An 18,379-nucleotide genomic window follows, 5' to 3' on the forward strand; every position below is an offset into this window, starting at 1 on the left:
CTCCTTACTGGTGTTTTAAACAGGAGCCTACCCCTTCCGCTAACCATTCAATAGAAGTGAGATCATCATGAGAGCTGTTTCCTGGCATGGAAAAGAAGACATTCGTGTGGAAACGTTTCCCGATCCCCAGATTGTCAATCCCCGTGACGCGATCGTGAAAGTAAGTCTCACAGCCATTTGCGGATCTGATCTGCATCTTTATACGGGACGAATTCCCACCATGCAGGCTGGAGATATTCTCGGTCATGAGTTTATGGGAGAAGTCGTCGCCGTTGGTCATGAAGTGACAAATCTTAAGATCGGTGATCGTGTCGTGGTTCCATTCACCATTTCCTGTGGCGGCTGCTATTTTTGCAAACACGATCTCTGGTCTCTCTGCGACAATTCAAATCCCAATGCGTGGATGGTGGAAAAGTTATACGGTCATTCCCCCTCTGGACTGTTCGGGTACTCACATATGCTGGGAGGCTATGCCGGCGGACAGGCGGAGTATGTGCGCGTGCCCTTCGCCGACGTGGGGCCGATAACTGTTCCTGAAGGACTCTCCGATGAGCAGGTTCTGTTCCTCTCAGATATTTTTCCTACCGGGTATATGGCCGCTGAAAATTGTCAGATCAGAGAAGGTGACACTGTCGCAGTCTGGGGTTGTGGTCCTGTGGGACTGTTTGCCATCTGGAGTGCCTATAAATTAGGGGCCGGAAAGGTGATTGCCATTGATCGCTTCCCCGAACGCTTGAAACTGGCCCGGGAATATTGCAAAGCCAAAACACTCAATTACGAAGAAGTAGACGTGTTTACCATGCTCCAGGAATTAACGGGAGGACGCGGACCGGATTCCTGTATTGACGCAGTTGGGAGTGAAGCACACGGCACCACTCTTGATGCATGGTATGATCTGGCTGCCGAGAAACTGATGCTGGAAACAGATCGCGGGCATGTCTTGCGACAGGTCATTCATAGCTGTCGCAAAGGAGGCACCATTTCCATCCCCGGCGTTTATGGAGGCTTTCTGGACAAAGTTCCCATTGGTGCCGCGTTTGGAAAAGGACTACAGCTGCGGATGGGTCAGACACACGTGCATCGTTATTTACCACGATTGCTGGAATTTATTCGTGAAGGCGAACTCGACCCTTCGTTTCTGATTACACACCGCAGTTCCCTCGAACAGGCTGCAGACATGTATCGGATTTTTGAACAGAAGCAGGACGAGTGTATTAAGGTAGTATTACAAACATGAATTCGAACATTAAGCAACCACTTGTATTAGCAACAGCCGGGCTTGGACTGGCTCTGGCAGGCCGGGCTTTGTATCGACGCATGACCCGCCTCAATCTGGCTGGCCGCACCGTATTGATCACGGGTGGCTCCCGCGGACTGGGACTCGTACTGGCACGTCAGTTTGCTGCAGAAGGGGCCAATTTGGTTTTATGTGGTCGCAACAAAGATAAACTTCTGCAGGCAGGAAAAGAATTATTTGAAAAAGGCGCGAACGTCAGTTGTGTCACCTGTGATGTCACTCAACCGGAACAGGTTCAAGACATGGTCACACAGATTGAACGACATTTCAGCAGTATTGATGTCGTTGTGAATAATGCTGGCATCATCCAGGTCGGTCCCATGGAATCCATGGAAAGACAAGACTACCAGGAAACGATGCAAACTCACTTTTATGGACCGCTGCATGTGATTGAAGCAGTTCTACCCGGAATGCGGAAACGAGGTGCAGGACGCATAGTCAATATCTCCTCAGTCGGTGGTCGCATCAGTGTGCCTCACATGCTGCCTTACAGTGCCAGCAAATTCGCCCTTGTCGGCTACTCACTCGGATTACGGAGTGAACTGGCAAAAGAGGGGATCGGCGTTGTAACGGTCTGCCCCGGTATGATGCGGACGGGCAGTCCCCAAAACGCCTATTTTAAAGGTCAACATGAAGCGGAATATGCATTGTTTAAAATCAGTGATTCACTGCCTCTGATCTCCATGAGTTCAGAAAGAGCTGCCAGGCAGATTCTCAAGGCCTGTCAACACAATGACGGATTTGTTGTCCTGGGCCTGCATATCAAGCTGGCAGAAAAACTGTACGCGCTCTGTCCCGGCCTGATGGCAGATGCGCTGGGTGTAGTCAATCGGATCCTGCCTGCAGCGGGTCCCGCTGGCTCGGTCAAAAAACAAGGATCAGAAAGTCAGTCGAGATGGTCTGAGTCCTGGTTAACGGAATTAACTCAGAAAGCCGCTGAACGTAACAACGAACTCTGAAGGCTTCAAAGCAATACATCATTATTACGTTACAGCCCTTATAGACTGTGTCCAGTCTCACCGTAGCGTCGAGAAGTCCATTTAGACCGGGTTTCTCAGATTGACAGACGCTACAGTTAAATGTGGTGCGATCCAGAATAAACAATATCGAAACAGAATTTCTTAGTGATTCCTGAGAGCATGAATCAATTCTTTTTTGTCCATTTTCGAACGCCCCTCAATACCCACTTCTTTCGCTTTATCATAAAGCTCTTCTTTCGTCCAGTCTTCGTATTTGCCTGCTTTACCTCCGCGTTTTCCTGTTGTCTGACGATCAGAATTCGCAATGCGTGCCGCCTTTTCCTTACTCATCCCTTTTTCACGCAGTGTCTGATATTGGGCATCATCTTTGATAGTGGGACCATGACTTTTAACCATGATTATCTCCTTTAGATTGACATTGAAATACAATCCGGTAAAAACAAATCTCTGCTAAGTTTTCAACTAATTCAGCCGGCCCGTGTCGCCCCTCCCAGGATGGTCATAACTTCTCCGGTGACATAGCTGGAATCTGCATTGGAAGCGAAATACACATAAGCTGGTGCGATTTCTTCCGGCTGTGCGGGCCGCCCATAAGGCGTACCACTACCGAAGTCCTTTATCTCATCCTCGGAACGTTCCGCGGGATTCAGAGGCGTCCAGACCGGACCTGGGGCAACACAATTCACTCGAATTTTCCGGTCCACCAGGTTCTGGGCCAGGGACTTGGTAAAAGCATGAATGGCCCCTTTAGTTGCTGAATAATCCAGCAGGCGACCACTGCCCTCCAGTCCGGTGATCGAACCCGTATTGATAATGTTCGCCCCCTCTTTCATGTGTTTCAAGGCAGCCTGCACCATGTGAAAGTATCCATAAATATTCGTCTTGAAAGTATGGTCCCACTGTTCTTCACTGATGTCATCTATCCCATCCTGGTGCTGCTGATAGGCGGCATTATTCACAAGAATATCCAGGTGACCATACTCAGTAACCGTTTGCTCAACCGCAGACTTACAGAAGGAGGCATCAGTGACATCGCCGCAAATCAGTAGAACTTGATCGCTGCCGACAGTCTCTAGAATATAGTTGCGAATGGCTTCCGCGTCCTGCTGCTCCTCTTCCAGACAGACCAGAGCTATACTGGCGCCTTCGCGGGCAAACAGCGTTGCGACAGAACGTCCGATTCCAGAATCTCCACCTGTGATCAGAGCCACCTTACCCTCCAGCTTATCCGCAGCTCGATAATCGGGAGCCTCAAAATGAGGTTGTGGATCCATCGCTTCTTCAATTCCAGGTTTTTCCAGTCCCTGTGGAGGAAATTCCGGAGCAGGTTGTTGGCGGGGCATAATACGTTTCCTTTTTACTATTGATTCGAGTCAAATAATGAGAGCAATATGATTTCTCGTAGAGTGCTTAAGTCAGTGAGAACAGCACTTCGCGTACCAATCCAGAAAGGATTTTTCAGTGCCTGACGAGAAAAGACTTCAGTAACGCGTCTGGAAAAAAGGCACTCTTTGCCCGGGAGATGCCAGACCGAAACTGTTCTCTCTGCGAACAATCTGCTCGGTGAGGAATCAGCGGTTCTGACGAATATATTGTGAGAAACTGCGTTTTATCTCTCAGGTAGTTCAGAGTAATAAAAGCAGACATCGCGAATCTGATCCGGCTTCAATCCATCGACGGCCGCATGCATCAGATTGGCAGACTGAGACCCACCACGACTGCGGTTCTGAAAGAGTCTGATCTGCAGTTCCAGATAATCCTGATACTGTCCAATCAGTGCCGGATAAGCATTTTTGAAAGGCTTTCGTGTCGCAGGATGACAGTCTGCACAGGCGGGGACGTCCTGGCCTGCAATTCCTTCCGCCGCAATCTGGGCGCCGCGTTCGAACGATGCGTCTTCTTCTTGAGCATCGCGGTTATTCGTTTTATCACTACCCTGACTTTCATTTGAAAGAAATGGTTTCAGTCGAGAATAATAGCGTGAAACCTCCTGAATCTCTTCCTGATTCATTCTACTGGCAAGCTCTTCCATCGTACCGCTCATACGTTTGTCCTGATGATAGGCTTCCAGAGAAACCCGTAAATAAGCCTCATTCTGACCTGCCAGTCTGGGAAATACGCCGAGCCTCCTCCCCTGTCCGTCTACACCATGGCAACCGGCGCAGACTTCGATTACCAGATGAGGAACCGGTAACGAAGTTCCCTCGGCTGAATCGATCGATTGACCACTCTGTTTTTGATGCTGGCCCCAGACCAGTTCATCATATTCATTGAAATCCAGCTCAGGATATTTCAACAGAAATGCAACGACAGGCCAGATTTCATCATCACGCTTTAACTCCGGCCAGGCGGGCATTCCGGTCATCTTAATCCCGTGTTTCACCACATAGAAAAGTTCCTGTGGCTTCCGTTCCGGAACGATGGTTTTTAAATTCGGAGGCTGGGGAGTCATCAGAGATACCAGTCGTGGACGTATGCCATCCGGTTTTCCGTGGCACATTCGACAACCTGCTTCGTAATGCCCTGCCCCCTTGACGATCATCGCCTGATTATCAAGGTCAGGAACTTTGATTCCAGTGCTGTGCGTCGCAACAGATCGTTCTTTGGTGAAATTCAGAAACCACCTGGTAATTTCCCAGTGTCCTGAACTGGCTTTCACAGGAATCACGCCACTGACTACGACCAGAATCCCACCAATGGCAATCACCAGGATGAGACCAGTCATAATTTTCCAGGGTCGTTTCATGATGACAACTCCTTTCGCTGACTTTTAAGCCATAACAAATCCACCGTAAGCCAGAGACCTCCGGAAAGGTAAACAATGCCCCCCACCACCAGCATAATCGCTCCTCCCAGATGCTGATCCTGCATTGCAGACATGGTTGAAAAGCCTTGATGGTGCGCATAGACCGAGCGTGGTGCCAGCGCCAGCAAAGCCCCCAGGAGAGTCATATGCATGGAGGTTAACAGCAGCCCGATCACTCCCGCGGCACTGCGGGAACGACTGCGCGGACTGGTCCCACCAAATGCGGAGATCCAGACCGCGACCCCCGCCAGCAGAAACGATCCCTGTTCTGCCACAAGCCCCCAGGAAGTCATCCGGGCCAGATGATGCAAGCCCGGTGCATGCCACGCCCAGACAATAATCAGTTCCGCTACGGATGCCGGTATTGGAGCGAAAAATACAGGATACTTAATGACTGGATCAAAACGACTGCCGGCGATTGCCAGACTGAGTAAGGGAGCTGCTACAGCCACAACCAGCATGTGCATTGTCATGTGCGCAAAAAATGCATGATGCGCCAGTTGGGGTAGTGGCCCCGACCAGGCAACCGCCAGGCTAAGCAACCCCAGCAGTAACAACCAGACCTGTACTTTTCCATAACGCAAAGTAGAATAATCCATATGAATCCCCTCCAGTTGATTCGTCTTTGTCATTGCAGTCATAATAGATTTCATCAGTTACAATTCCCGAAAAACAGAGCTACAGCCGCTACGAACAATGTCGCAATGGCACTCAAAACAGAAAGCAGAAAGGTCGCCAGTCCCAGAAAACGATATCGATCCAGTGGAGTATCGTCATGATATGCCAGGTCTTCAGAAAGATGTCGATGCCGCCTGTAACCGATCCAGCCAAGGGATCCAATGATGGCAATCGCCAGCAGGGTATAAATTCCAATCGCTACCCTTACGGTGATGAAATTATATGTCGTACCGGAATATTTCGCGCACCAGATCGCAGCGGTCAGGTAACAGGCCAGCAGGTGAATCGCCCAGACGAATGGTGGAATAAACATGAACCAGATTCGTTCATGTTTTTCTTGAAATTCTTCAGAATGATGATGTTGCTGCTCCATGATGTTCCTCATGATACACTGGGAAATCCTGCGATTACGCCGACAGTCATGGCCACGGTCAAAGCCAGAAAGTGCCAGTACAGTGAGACATTCACAATGTCCGCGTCCCACTGGTTTGTCATTTTCCCTGCCGCCCTTCTCGCCAGACAGTACAACTGCATGATGACCCCCAGAATCACATGCAATGCAGTCCAGCCCGTCAATACCCAGACAATTGCCGGGTAGACATGTGTCGTGGGATTAAGGCCGGTCAACCAGGGACCGGCCAGTAGCGCACAGGTACCTGCCAGTGAAAAAACGACGGCCAGTGAGAGCGACAGATAAAAGGCACTGGTATACCCCGCCCGATTCCAATGGCGGGAGAGCCATGTCAGCCCATACGCGATCATCAGTAGTACCATTCCCGTTACCGGCCAGAAGACTCCGGGCCCCTGCACTGGCTGCGGAGGAAAATCTTCGTGAATCGTCCAGTAAAAGAAATAACCAAATATCAGTGAAACGAATGCGGTGATGTCAGCAGTCATCGTGATAAACATGGCCCACCAGCCGACTGCATTGGGACCGGAGATATACAAAGGCAGCGAAAGTCCCAGCCCCACATCCTTGGTCTCTTTTTCAGGTATTTCAGCAGTCCCGGTCCAGACCCAGGTTAGAATGACGCCGATCGCAATCAATCCGCTGATGATCGCAGCCAGCCACCAGTGATAGGTCGCGAAAATAAAGAAACCACCCGTAAACAACGCGGCAAAAAATGTAAGAAAGGTCGGCACTCCTACCCGCAGGCATTGGATGGGCTCTGCGTCGATTACCGTCGTGACCAGCGTCTCCCGTTTCCCTTCCACCGCATCGGGCAGGTAAAACCGGCCTTCATCTACATCACGCACAAAGTTGGGTTGTTCCCATAACGGATAACGGCTCTCGATGATGGGAATCGTACGCACGCCCCAGGGCTGATCCGGCATTTGCGCCAGCCACTCCAGTGTACCCGCCTGCCATGGATTCCGTTCAGAAAGCGGCTGCTTTGTTCGTGGTCGAACCACATCATATAAAAAGAGCACGAAACCGGCAGCGAGAATCATCGACCCCAGGCTGGAGATCAGGTTCAACGTATCAAAGCCCATGTCAGCGGGATAAGTAAAAACCCGACGCGGCATTCCCAGCAAGCCGGTGATATGCATCGGAAAAAATGTGATGTTGAATCCGATCAATACGAGCCAGAAAACAATCCTGCCGATCCGTTCCGAAAGCTGTTTACCTTTAACCAGCGGAAAGAAATAGTAAAAGCCTGCCATGATCGGAAAGATGGTTCCCCCGATCAAGACGTAATGCAAATGACCGACGATAAAGAATGTGTCATGTGCCTGAAAATCAAATGGTGCCACCGCCACCATCACTCCCGTTAATCCGCCGATGATGAATGTCGCGAGACCGGCAAAAATGAAATGCAGACAAACAGACCGTTTCACATTTCCTGCTGTCAATGTTGCCAGGAAACAGAAGAGTTGCACTCCGGTCGGAATTGCCACTGCCTGCGAAGCGGCTGAAAAGATGCCGATGGAGATGCCAGGCAGACCGGTGGTAAACATATGATGGACCCATAACCCGAAACTCAGAAATCCGGTCCCCACCGCAGACAGTACCACCCAGCTGTAACCGACCATCGGAGTTTTGGCAAACGTCGGCACCATCATCGCCATCAGGGCCACTGAAGGCAGGAATACAATGTAAACTTCCGGATGACCAAAGATCCAGAACAGATGCTGCCACAACAGCGGATCCCCGCCTCGCTGGGGATCGAAGAAGGGCCAGTCAAAGGCACGTTCCATCTCCAGCAGAATGTCACCTGCGATCAATGGCGGAAAAGCAAACAGAATCATTCCCGCAACGACCAGGATGTACCAGCAATACAGGGGAATCAGATTGATTCTCATACCGGGCGGACGACACTTGAGGACGCCGACAATCAATTCAATCGCAGCTGCAATCGAGGCAATTTCAATAAAAGTTAATCCCAGCAACCAGATATCAGCGCCGATATCATCTTGAAAGGAGCTCGTCAGAGGAGGATACATGAACCAGCCCCCTTTGGGAGCTGCGTCAAAAAACAATGAACCACAAACGAAGATTCCACCGATCACGAAGCTGTAGAAGCCGTATGCTGACAAACGGGGAAACGGCAAATCGCGGGCTCCCAGCATTTCGGGAAGAATCATGATTGAAAATGCTTCAAAAATGGGGACGGCAAACAGAAACATCATCACCGAACCGTGCATCGTGAAAATCTGATTGTACTGATCGGCGGTTAAAAACGTGTTTCCTGGCACAGCAAGTTGAATGCGCATCAGCAGTGCCAGCACTCCACCGAACAGAAAAAAACAGAACGAAGCGACGGTATACCACATACCCACTTCAGAATTGTTGACTGCCGACCAGTAACGCCAGCCGCGCGGAGTTTCCCAGGCCTTCAACAACCGCGCTGCAGACTGTCGACGGTATTCTGCAGAATCAAGATCCTGCTCTGAAATCAGGTTGGCTGGTTTAGAATCCATATCGTCTGGCTTCACTTCAACTGTTCTAAATATTTTGACAGAGTTTGGTATTCATCGTCTTTGAGCGCACGAAATGCGGGCATCTTCACGCCGGGTTTCAAAGCGGACACATGTGCGATCCACTTCTGAAGGTTTTCTCGATTATTAGGAAACATATCCGCTCCCAGAGAGTTACGACTGCCGATATGTGTCAAATCGGGGCCTATCTTTCCATCAGCCTCTGTCCCTCGAATCGTATGACAGGCACCACAGCCTGTCTGCAGGAATAATGCCTCACCCCTCTCAACAGATGCAGATTGCGGCGTTATTCTGCCTGTAGACTGCTGCGCCAGCCACTCATCAAATTCCTCTTTCTCGACAACATCCACCGTAAAATTCATGTAGGCATGGGAAGCACCACAATATTCTGCACAGGCCCCTCGAAAATGCCCCGTCTTCGTGGGATGCAATGTCAGGCGAGTGGTACGGCCGGGGATCATGTCGACTTTCCCGCCCAGTGAGGGAATCCAGAATGAATGCACGACATCTTTACTGGTGAGGATAAACTCGACCGGTTCGCCTCGAGGTAATCGTATTTCATTAGCCAGTTCAACTGGCTTTCCACTTTGGGCCGGGTAACTCACTTTCCACCACCATTGATATCCCTCAACCTCGATCTGCAGTGTCCCTGCCGGAGGTCGGGCAAGCAGCGCGGGCAGAAGATTTAATCCATAGATCAACAGTATGGTGAGGATGATCGTGGGGGCTATTGCGCCTCCCCCGATAATAAACAGGGCGGATTTCTGACGATGATGGGCAACGGGATTCAGATGCAGTGCATAGATCGACAAAGCGACCATGACTAACCAGATGATTGTTGCCCCCCCGGCCATCCACCAGAACAGTCTGGCAATCTGTTCGGCACCTGCCCCTGCAGGATTCAATGCTGATTGCGAACTGGAACAACCAGAAATCAGAACACCTGCGCAGATCAGCTTAGCCTTGACAGCATCACCTTCAGCAGGCATTTCAATTACTTTCATTCTGGCAGGTCAGAGACGTTCGATTTAATCTTATGCATTACAGGATCGTCAGATTCATCTGCAATTCAGGAATATAGTTAGAAATGGTCTCTTTCATATTAAGGCCCGGCCAGATTGTGAAGCCAGCCTTTCCGCGTTTACAGAACGGCATCTGGCCGGGCCCGAAAGAGATATTTTTGATTGATCTATTGTTTCTCTCGCATGCGATTTCGTTTAATGTCTGCTGGCACTTCGGGGCGAAACAGGCAATTCAGCTGTGACTTTCGGGGCTGATTTGGCAATTCCAATGACTCCTAAACCGGCTCGAGGACCTGAATCTCCAGATGGCTGACTGGCAAGATCATCAGCGCCGGCATGGACAACGATCGACCTGCCAATTACGTCTGAGAGTTTGAAGTCTTCAGATCGCATATCGATCACAGCGACTCCGTTATGATCTGCGGTAATATTCCCCAGGTCCCCGGCATGATGCTGACCTTTGCCTGGTTTCCCATGTTGATGACCTTCTGGAGCATAATGGCCCCCGGCTGAGCTGCCGTCGACCGCACTGAGATCACCAAACTGATGGATGTGAAACCCATGCTTGCCGGGAGTAAGTCCTTCGATTTTTCCTGTCAGATGCACGACTCCTTTGCTCTGCTGCAATTGAACCAGGCCTGTGGCACTGAAATCTTTGGTCGGCATCACCACTACCACGGCCTTGGTTGTTTTTAGCTCTATCTCTTTCTGGTCAGATTTGACCGTAGACACCAGTGTAGTCGCAACAGGAATGACAGCAGATAGCAGATAGAATACTTGGGTTTTCATGGTTCAAGTCCTTTACTTGCTTTTAGTGATAGCATCCTCTGTTATCACTCCAGATTCTATTAGTGAACCCAGATTCAACCGCTAATTCGACACCTGAAGTAGCAAAGATCTGAGTCAACCATCAGACAAAACCCCCTCACTACCATCGCCGGTAGTGAGGAAGACCAAACTCATATTTCAGGCACGCGCTGCCGCTTTATTCGTCGATTCTTCGGCGATCTGCGTCAGAATTTTGTCGGCATTACCTTCTTCATCTAATGTTTCCTGCAGAATTCCAGCAAGATTGGTTTTTCCCAGGCGCTGTGCAAAATTGCGGGCAGATCCATAACCGGCCATTTCGTAGTGTTCCACACGTTGAGCCGCGGCGATCAAGGCTGCGTCTTTGACATTGGAATCCCCTTTCGCATTAACCATCTCTTCGCCTTCGCTGATTAATCCTTTCATGGCTTCACAGGATTCTCTCTTAGGTTCGACACCCATCCCTTTGAAAACAGATTCCAGGCGTTTCACATGTTCTTTGGTTTCTCCTAGATGCGTTTGGAACGCCGATTTCAGTTCCTGGCAGGAAGCGGCCTCAGCCATTTTAGGTAAGGCATCGACGAGCCGATTTTCCGCATCGTATAAGTCCTGAATCTGCTCAACAAATAAGTCTTCTAAATTGGAAAATTCTTTACTGGTGAATAAACCCATTTTGATACTCCTGAATCTTAAAACATTCCGTTCCGTAAAAAGTAGCACAATGACACAATGTCACTGCGGCAATCTCAGATAATGTCCGCAATTTTTATGCCGCAGAAAAGAATTCGATACCACTTCGCCAGATTGATTTGCGATCGAATCAGGTAGCAGTGAATCTGAAAAGAGTGGTAAGATCTATGCGATCAACATCGGTTTACGCAGCGCATACTGAGGCAGTTTTAAAAAGTTAATCATTGCTGCTTGAAAACACGAATACCGACACAGTTCAACAGGCAATCAGATTGAACGACTGACCTTTCCCTGAAATGATTTCATTTTCTGCCGAAGGTGAAGGTTTCGGAACGACATGATATTCTCTCACCAATATCTAAAAAGCGCTTTTCAATAATCGTCAGTTCACAAACCATTCTGGTTGCTGGGCAGTCAGTAGGTTAATCGCCCAGAGACCGAAAAATGGAACTGAATACAAGACTCACGTTTCTTCATACGACAAATTGTCACAGACGTATTTCAGAATTTTCGTTGCATCTAAACTGGTTGTCGCCATCTCCTGCAGCCAGATTAAGTTGATTTGGTTGGTTTTAATTGAATGATGATCGGCTATGCTTTGTTGCGAATACCGTATACAGAGCCGGTACCATGTAGAGTGTAAAGATCGTTCCGATTGCCATCCCTACGCCTAAGGTAAAACTGATGGCAAAGCGGCTGGCGGCCCCGGGCCCTCCGGAAACAATCAGCAATGGTAACAGCCCCACCAGCGTGGCGATTGTCGTCATCAGAATGGAACGCAATCGCAGCGAAGCTGCTTTTTCAATCGCCTGCCGACGGTCCAGACCTTCCTCGCGCTGGATTTCATTAGCAAATTCCACCAGTAGAATTCCATGGCGAATAATAGAACCAATTAATGCCAGCAGACCGATCTGCGTATAGATATTGATACTGGAAATTCCCAGAGCAAAGAACAGCATCGCGCCCGCCAATGACATCGGAATGCTCACAAACATGATCGCCGGATCGCGAAAGCTCTCGTACTGGGCCGCCAAAGTCAGGTACATCATCAGGATTGCCAGGGCAAATGCTACCAGCAAAGATGTATTTTCAGAAACAAACTGCCTGGACTGACCTTTCCAGTCGGTCACTACATTCTGCGCGACAGTCTCCTCGACGGTTGTCTGCAGAAATTCAATCAGTTGATCGAATGATACACCGGGAGCAGGGACGCCTGATAACGTCGCCGAGTTGAGTTGATTGAACCGTTTCAGTTGTCGCGGCTGAATTTCATCTTCCAGTGAAACAAAAAGCGAGAGTGGAACCAGATCACCGCCACGGTTAGTCACTCGATAGTCGAGCAGTTGGTCTGTCTGCAAACGATGCTCGCGTGCCACCTGGGGAATGACACGATAGCTGCGGCCATCGTAGCTGAAATAATTGACATAGCCTCCACTCAACGTGGTGGCCAGATCTACTCCCAACGTACTGATATTAATACCGAGTGCTGCTGCTTTATCGCGATCGATTTTAATTCTCTGTTCCAGCTTATCAAACTTGAAATCCGACTGAATGAAAGTGAATAAGCCGCTTTCCCGGGCTTTTTTCAGAATGGTCTGCGAAGTTTCATACACGACCCGCGGCTCATCAATCGAACTGATCACAAACTGCAACGGAGGACCTTCTCCCGCGCCGGGGAGTGTGGGGGGAGCGATGACCACCGCTTCCAGGCCTGCCACTTGAGCAGCAGTCATCTGAATCTGCTGCTGCAGTTGCAGCTGAGAAGGATCGCGTTGTTCCCAGTCTTCTAAAATGACACCTCCAAAGGCGGAACTGCTCCCTCCACCAGTATTCCCTCCTCCACCATTCACCGCAAAAAAATACTGGACTCCCTCTATCTGACTCACCTTCTTTTCCAGCACACCGGTCCAGCGTTCCAGATGATCGATCGAGATATTCGGATCTGCATTTGCAGAAACGATCAGGAAGCCCTCGTCTTCCGGCGGTGAAAGTTCTTTATTCGCAGCGCTAAACAGAAAATACAGACTGATGAGCATGCACATGCCTGCCGCCAGAATAATCCAGCGGGCATCCAGCGCCAGCCCCAGCGTTTTTCCATATCCACGGGAAAGGGCTTGAAAACCCTGATCGACTTTGCGGGACAACCATCTTTTCTGCATTCCGGTTTTAAGCAGCTGGGCACACATCATCGGCGAAACAGTTAATGCCAGTATACCTGAAATCAGCGTCGCGCCGGCGACCGTATAAGCAAATTCGGTAAACAGACTGCCCGTCAGACCTCCCATCAGTCCTACAGGAGCAAAAACGGCCACCACAACCAGATTCATGGCAATAATCGAACCGGTCAATTCGCGTACCGTGTTTTTCGCTGCCTCTTCAGGTGTCGCCCCTTCTTCAATATGGCGTGTGGCGTTCTCAACCATTACGATCCCGTCATCAACAACGGTTCCTATCGCCAGTATTAATGCCAGCAGAGTCAGCAGATTGACAGAATATCCCAGCATCTGCATCAGAAAAAATGCACCAATGATTGCCAGAGGCATCGCGATCCCCGGAACCAGTGCCGAACGCAATGCCCCCAGAAACAGGTAAATCACAACAGTCACAATCAGCAATGCTTCAATCAGCGAGCGGATGACTTCATCGATCGAAGCTTCCACTGCTTCCGTGCTGTCATATACAACGATGCCTTCCAGTCCGCCTGGTAACTGTTTTTTCACCTGAGGAATCAGTTGCCGTACACCCGCTATGGTATCGAGCAGGTTCGCTTCAGGAGCGACCTGCACTCCAATGAAGGCTACATTTTTACCTTCAAAAATCACCGAACTGTCATAGCTTTCTGCGCCAAGTTCGACTTGAGCAATATCACGCACGCGAACAATGGTGTCACCTTCTTCTCGGATCACCAGATTTTCAAAGGCTTCTACCGAACGCAGGTTCGTATCTGCTTTCAAGGGAATGGAAATCAGCGAGCCTTTGGTTTCTCCGATGGCGGAGAGAAAATTACTTTCAGCGATCGAACGACGGACTTGACTGGGAGTCACCTTAAAGGAAGCCATTTTCCCGGGATCAAGCCAGATCCGCATCGCGATATTCTGAGCACCAATCACCTGTGCCTGCTGAACGCCGGGAACAGTCTCCAGTCGCGGGCGGACAGCACGGGTCAGATAATCGGTAATCTCACTTGCTTTGAGGACCTCGCTGAAGAATGCCATATACATGGCGGCCTGATCGCTACCTCTGCTGATGGTAACGATTGAGTCTTCCGAACCTTCAGGCAGGCGATTTCGCACCTGTTGTATTTTAGTCAATATTTCAGCAACCGCAGCATTCGGATCATACCCCAACTCCAGGCGTGCCGTGATTGTACTGGTTCCCAACGTACTGCTGCTCTCCAGGTATTCAATACCTTCTGCAGTGGCTATCGTCTGCTCAAGAGGAGTCGTGATAAAGCCCTGCACCAGCTCAGCGTTCGCCCCGATGTAGGGGGTGACAACTCGAATTGTTGAGGAAGTGGTTTCCGGATATTGCCGCACCGTCAGAGAGGTCAGCGCCTGTACTCCCAGCAGCAGGATTACCAGGCCAATGACAGTAGCCAGCACAGGACGTTCAATAAACCGATCAAAAATATTCATGGCCTGGTCGCCCTCGCTTCCACATCGCGAGCAGCGTCGGTTTCGGAGATCTGGACAGGGCTGCCATCATCGATTTTCAGCTGGCCGGAAGTTACAACGCGTGCACCTGGCTCGATCCCTTTTCGGATTTCAATCAGCTTTCCCCGACGTTCCCCGGTCTGAATGAATGCGCGCCTGGCTATCAGAGAGGTTTTTTGATTACTTCTGTTTTTTCCAGACGAATCTCCGGTATTGTCAATTTTCTCTGTGGGACGTTCCGAAGCGTTGGCTTCCTGCTTCGATTCCTGTTCCTGCACAAAATAAACGGACTTACCGTACGCATTAAATGCGACAGCAGTCTGCGGAATCACAACCACTTCGCGATCGCCTGAGATCTCGACGACCACTTGCGCAAACATCCCTGGTTGTAATTTACGCTCTTCATTTCCCAGCTGTGCCCGAACTTTGAAGCTGCGCGTCGACTCTTCGATAAGAGGATTGGTGGCTATGACTGTCCCCCGAAAAATATGCTTGGGATGGGCACTGACTAAGATCCGGACAGACTGCCCCTCCTTGATGAGCCCGGCATCCTGTTCGGGCAGATCGAAGTCCACATAAATCGGATCAAGCTGCTGTAAAGTGGCAACTGCAGTTTCCGGCGAGAGATATTGACCCAGACTGATTTGACGGATGCCGATTTCACCACTGAAGGGCGCCAGAATTTCCTTTTTTTCGATAATCGCGCGCTGACGGTCAGCAGATGATTTCAGTCGCTCCACTTCGGTCATCAACTGTTCGTAATTCTCTTCGGTCGTCGCATCTTTCTGCAGCAATTCTTTCGCCCGCGCGAGATTCGAATGCGCCTGTTTCAGCTCGGCTTCGATGGATTCGAGTTCTGCCTTTTCGCTCGAAGCGTCCAACTGTACCAGCAGTTCCCCCCGTCGGACCCGTTTTCCCGATTCGAATAGAATTTCAATGACTTTTCCAGCCAGTTCGCTGGTCAGATCTGTCCCTTGAATCGCACGGATAGTGCCGATGCCGGTCCGCTCTTTCTGCCACGTCTGTTGCTCCGCCTGAGCAACGGTCACAGTCGCCGGGGGTCTGCGGGGGCCTTTCGATTTTTTGCCTTTCGCGGTGAAATACCAATAGCTGGTTGAGACTGCTGCCACAAACAGGATCACGAGAAAGATACTGGTAAAAAGAGCGGTTTTCCTCTTCCTGGTTTTTGCAGCTGCTGTCTGCTCTGGCCCCGAAACCTGAGTTGATGAATCCATTGATTCTCCACTTCCATTAGCCCCGCTATAAGATATCTCAACTCCCGTTCTGAAAAATGAAAATAAAGCTGGATCCCATTCCCCCTGTTTAATAACCAGGCTGAGACAACAGGAGCACGTCTGGTTTTATTTCTTATCCCGTTCGTGGATATGGGCTGGTGGGGCAGTTGCTTCCACCGCAACCAGTGGTTCCAGAATGCGGTAGCGGTGGACGGCTTCTCTGGGAACAACCCAGCTGTCACCAGCTTTCAGAATAATCTTCTGATCATCGATTTCCAGTTCGGCACTCCCTTTGATCACATAGCCAACCACTTCGTAATCGCGGCACATTGGCTGAGGATCCGGTTGAGTGGAATCTTCTTCCCAGAGCCGCATCGAGACGGTCACACCAGAGGCAAGATATTTCTGTCCCATTGACCCCAGCGGTGAATGAGTGGAATCGACTTTCTTGATGCTCGTATCATTCATCAATATCTCCCGACGTTGAGACGAAATACAAAAATTGTGACTATGAAGTAAAACAAGATCGAAGCAACTGATTGAAATAAATAATAGATGCTGCCTGACATGACATGTCACCCATCTGGTATGACACCAGACAATCCCTCCAGGAGACGAAGGTGCGGAAAGCCTTCCTTCATCGGGTTGGGGCAACCACATCATTTCTGACGCACCTGATCTTCGATTGGCAGCATCTATTATTTTGAATGATGAAATTGTTTCGCAAATCGCATGCCGCTTGGCTTGATATCCGAAGTGGTGTTCGACTGAATGTCTCATTCCACACTTCCTTATCAATACAGCCTGGCTCCCTATTCGCTGGGAAGAAACTGACATTCAACAGGGATATCGCTCAGTAATTGATTCGAGATCGCAAATCTGATTACTGCCTGACAAGCCAGGTTCAATCATCAATATGGTTGCTGAGCGTTCATATTGTTCAATCAATGATCAGTCATACTTCACTAGTCCCCCTCATGCTCTGCCACGTCTTTCTGTCTTTTCAAAAGAAAATAATGGTTCGTTTATGGATGATTCTAACCGTGACACAACAATCATTTTCTCAGAATTGATGAAATAGGAATGCGATATGCAAACATTATCCTGTTAAAACAGGAATGCTGTTGATTGCGTGAAAGGAATCGGTCGGAAGTTTTAAGCAATGGTTAATTTCAGCAGGGCGAAAATATGAAAGCAGTCACATTCAATGAATACGGATCGCCCCGGGTTTTAGAACTATCCCAGATCAACAGACCTGATCCTGATAAACACGAAGTACTGATTCAGGTCGCTGCAGCTGGTGTCAATCCCATTGATGCAAGATTGCGTCAGGGCGAAATGAAATGGTTGCTGCCGGGAGGCTTTCCCAGAGTCCCAGGCTATGATGTTGCGGGGATCGTCAAAGCGTCAGATCCTGCAAGTGATATCGAACCAGGCGACCGCGTTCTCGCGTTCCTGGATAATATTTATGGTGGTGCTTACGCTGAGTATGCTGGCTGTTCGGCACAGTGCGTTGTCAAAATTCCGGATGCCCTTTCATTTACACAGGCAGCAGCTATCCCATTAGCTGGTTCAACGGCATTACAGTCACTTCGAGATTTTGGTCATCTCAAGCCTCGTGATCGCGTCCTCATCAATGGTGCCAGTGGAGGTGTCGGCGCGTTTGCCGTTCAAATTGCAGTCGCTTATGGAGCTGAGGTAACCGCAGTTGCCAGCACCCGGCATGAAGACTTTGTCCGCTCACTGGGTGCCTCGCATTTCTTTGATTATAAACGGGAAGACTTTACTGATTCCTCACAAAAATGGGAAATCATCTTCGATGTCGCAGGAAAGCGGTCCTTCTCTCAGGTAAAAGACTCCCTCGCTCGAACTGGACAGTACGTCACAACTGAGCCCAGCTTTCGCGGTTTGGCCATTTCTGTTCTTACCTGGCCACAGTCAGAACAGAGCCATGTCATGTTGGCACATCCGAAAAAAGAAGATCTTACAGAACTTGTTCGGCTCTGGTCAGAAAAACTACTGGTTGTCACGCTGGCAGACACTATTTCATTCAGTGATGCTGTAAAAGCACATCAAATGATCGAAGAAGGAGGCTTCTGCGGCAAGCTGGTTCTAAAGCCAGATCTCTTTAACGCTGACTGAAAATGTTTGAGATCCATGGCAAGCTGATCGCCAGCTGAAAGTTCCTGGCTGGTTCGGCATAGTTTTTGCGAATATTTTTTTGAGTTAGAAACGGTCAGATGATTTATCAGACCACCAGATCAAATCAAT

General features: G+C 49.6%; 15 protein-coding genes. 3 read left to right on the plus strand and 12 right to left on the minus strand.

Annotated features, from left to right (window positions below; translation table 11 throughout):
* Positions 1–67 precede the first annotated feature (67 nt).
* Both Pan161_RS20295 and Pan161_RS20300 read left to right on the plus strand, forming a co-directional pair.
* Complete coding sequence (locus tag Pan161_RS20295; RefSeq protein ID WP_145230282.1) at positions 68–1,237, plus strand: zinc-dependent alcohol dehydrogenase; 1,170 nt, start codon at positions 68–70, stop codon at positions 1,235–1,237.
* Positions 1,234–2,256, plus strand: coding sequence for an SDR family NAD(P)-dependent oxidoreductase (locus Pan161_RS20300; protein WP_145230284.1), 1,023 nt, complete (start codon positions 1,234–1,236; stop codon positions 2,254–2,256). Before Pan161_RS20295 ends, Pan161_RS20300 begins: the two co-directional genes overlap by 4 nt.
* Positions 2,257–2,418: 162 nt before the next feature.
* Here Pan161_RS20300 and Pan161_RS20305 read toward each other — a convergent pair whose 3' ends face one another.
* From Pan161_RS20305 to Pan161_RS20360, 12 genes are all read right to left on the minus strand, one after another.
* Positions 2,419–2,673, minus strand: a complete 255-nt coding sequence (locus Pan161_RS20305; RefSeq protein ID WP_145230286.1) for a DUF7218 family protein — start codon at positions 2,671–2,673, stop codon at positions 2,419–2,421.
* Between the two features lie 71 nt (positions 2,674–2,744).
* Complete coding sequence (locus Pan161_RS20310) at positions 2,745–3,620, minus strand: SDR family oxidoreductase (protein WP_145230288.1); 876 nt, start codon at positions 3,618–3,620, stop codon at positions 2,745–2,747.
* A gap of 266 nt (positions 3,621–3,886) precedes the next feature.
* The gene (locus Pan161_RS20315; RefSeq protein WP_145230290.1) at positions 3,887–5,023 is read right to left on the minus strand and encodes a c-type cytochrome; all 1,137 of its coding nucleotides are present in this window, start codon (positions 5,021–5,023) and stop codon (positions 3,887–3,889) included.
* Positions 5,020–5,682: a cytochrome c oxidase assembly protein gene (locus tag Pan161_RS20320; protein ID WP_145232780.1), complete on the minus strand. Its 663-nt coding sequence runs from the start codon at positions 5,680–5,682 to the stop codon at positions 5,020–5,022. The genes Pan161_RS20315 and Pan161_RS20320 overlap by 4 nt, the downstream gene beginning before the upstream one ends.
* Before the next feature lie 53 nt (positions 5,683–5,735).
* Positions 5,736–6,146 carry a hypothetical protein gene (locus Pan161_RS20325; RefSeq protein WP_232103348.1) on the minus strand — a complete coding sequence of 137 codons (411 nt, stop codon included), beginning with the start codon at positions 6,144–6,146 and terminating at the stop codon, positions 5,736–5,738.
* Positions 6,143–8,683, minus strand: coding sequence for a cytochrome c oxidase subunit I (ctaD, locus tag Pan161_RS20330; RefSeq protein ID WP_197995435.1), 2,541 nt, complete (start codon positions 8,681–8,683; stop codon positions 6,143–6,145). The genes Pan161_RS20325 and ctaD overlap by 4 nt, the downstream gene beginning before the upstream one ends.
* Positions 8,684–8,694: 11 nt before the next feature.
* Entirely contained in the window at positions 8,695–9,705 is a 1,011-nt protein-coding gene (coxB, locus tag Pan161_RS20335; protein WP_232103350.1) for a cytochrome c oxidase subunit II, read from the minus strand.
* Positions 9,706–9,918: 213 nt separating this feature from the next.
* The gene (locus tag Pan161_RS20340; RefSeq protein ID WP_145230292.1) at positions 9,919–10,512 is read right to left on the minus strand and encodes a superoxide dismutase family protein; all 594 of its coding nucleotides are present in this window, start codon (positions 10,510–10,512) and stop codon (positions 9,919–9,921) included.
* A gap of 177 nt (positions 10,513–10,689) precedes the next feature.
* Positions 10,690–11,202 (minus strand): ferritin-like domain-containing protein, encoded by a 513-nt coding sequence (locus Pan161_RS20345; protein WP_145230294.1) that lies wholly within the window; start codon positions 11,200–11,202, stop codon positions 10,690–10,692.
* Between the two features lie 590 nt (positions 11,203–11,792).
* On the minus strand, positions 11,793–14,855 hold the full coding sequence (locus Pan161_RS20350; RefSeq protein ID WP_145230296.1) for an efflux RND transporter permease subunit: 3,063 nt from the start codon (positions 14,853–14,855) through the stop codon (positions 11,793–11,795).
* Positions 14,852–16,108, minus strand: a complete 1,257-nt coding sequence (locus tag Pan161_RS20355) for an efflux RND transporter periplasmic adaptor subunit (protein WP_145230298.1) — start codon at positions 16,106–16,108, stop codon at positions 14,852–14,854. Before Pan161_RS20355 ends, Pan161_RS20350 begins: the two co-directional genes overlap by 4 nt.
* 126 nt (positions 16,109–16,234) lie before the next feature.
* Complete coding sequence (locus Pan161_RS20360; protein WP_145230299.1) at positions 16,235–16,576, minus strand: cupin domain-containing protein; 342 nt, start codon at positions 16,574–16,576, stop codon at positions 16,235–16,237.
* Positions 16,577–17,296: 720 nt separating this feature from the next.
* Here Pan161_RS20360 and Pan161_RS20365 point away from each other — a divergent pair.
* Complete coding sequence (locus Pan161_RS20365; RefSeq protein ID WP_145230301.1) at positions 17,297–18,250, plus strand: NAD(P)-dependent alcohol dehydrogenase; 954 nt, start codon at positions 17,297–17,299, stop codon at positions 18,248–18,250.
* The last annotated feature ends 129 nt before the right edge of the window (positions 18,251–18,379 follow it).

It is taken from the genome of Gimesia algae (genome assembly GCF_007746795.1).
GTDB classification, from domain to species: domain Bacteria; phylum Planctomycetota; class Planctomycetia; order Planctomycetales; family Planctomycetaceae; genus Gimesia; species Gimesia algae.